Here is an 800-nt window from a genome sequence, read left to right on the forward strand (position 1 = left end):
TAGGGCCTGTCTCTTGGATCATGAAGCGGGATGATGCATAGCGTCCCGGTTGTTTATCGGGACGCTATGACCGCTCGATTTGAACTCACCGATCCGGAGTGGGAACTCCTCGCCCCGCTCCTGCCGACGAATGCGCCGCAGGGTGGCCGGTGGCGGGACCACCGCACCGTGATCTCCTGCATTCTGTTCCGTGAACGCACCGGCATCCATGGCGGGACCTACCCGCCCGGTTCGGCAATTGGAAGACCGTCTACCAGCGCAAACGACGCTGGGCTCTGGACGGCACCTGGCAACGGATCGCCGAACGGCTGCGCCTGGACGCCGACCTGGACACCACCGACAACGGTCGGGACTGGACCCTCGGCATGGACAGCTCCGTCGTCCGCGCCCACCAGCACGCCGCCGGCGCACGACACCAGCCACCAGCCGACCAGCCCGCGCAGCCGGGGCACCGGTCAAAACCGTAGCGGCGACCATCCCCGAACAGGCAGTTGAACCCGAAGCCCTCGACAGGTCCCGGGGCGGGTTCAGCACCAAGCTGCATCTGGCCGCCGACCGCCGCAGCCGACCCATCAGCCGGACCATCACCGCCGGGCAACGCCACGACCGCATCGGCTACCCAGCGGTCATGGCAGGCATCCGCGTTCCCCGCCGCCGCGGCAGGCCCAGGACGCGACCCAACCGGATCCTGGGCGACAAGGCGTACTCCATCAAGGCGATCCGCACCGACCTGCGTCGCCGCCGGATCGCCGCCACCACCCCTGAACGCGTCGACCAGCAGGCCAACCGCCGCAAACGCG

The 800-nt window shown here is 68.6% G+C and carries 1 protein-coding gene and 1 pseudogene; both read left to right on the top strand.

Going from position 1 to position 800, the window contains the following annotated elements; translation table 11 throughout:
• Positions 1-66 precede the first annotated feature (66 nt).
• Positions 67-467: pseudogene (locus tag ABD332_RS60435) on the top strand (IS5 family transposase).
• A gap of 8 nt (positions 468-475) precedes the next feature.
• Positions 476-800: transposase (locus tag ABD332_RS60440; protein WP_425552477.1), on the top strand; the 325-nt coding region annotated here is incomplete at its 3' end.

It is taken from the genome of Dactylosporangium maewongense, assembly GCF_039531485.1.
Taxonomy (GTDB): domain Bacteria; phylum Actinomycetota; class Actinomycetes; order Mycobacteriales; family Micromonosporaceae; genus Dactylosporangium; species Dactylosporangium maewongense.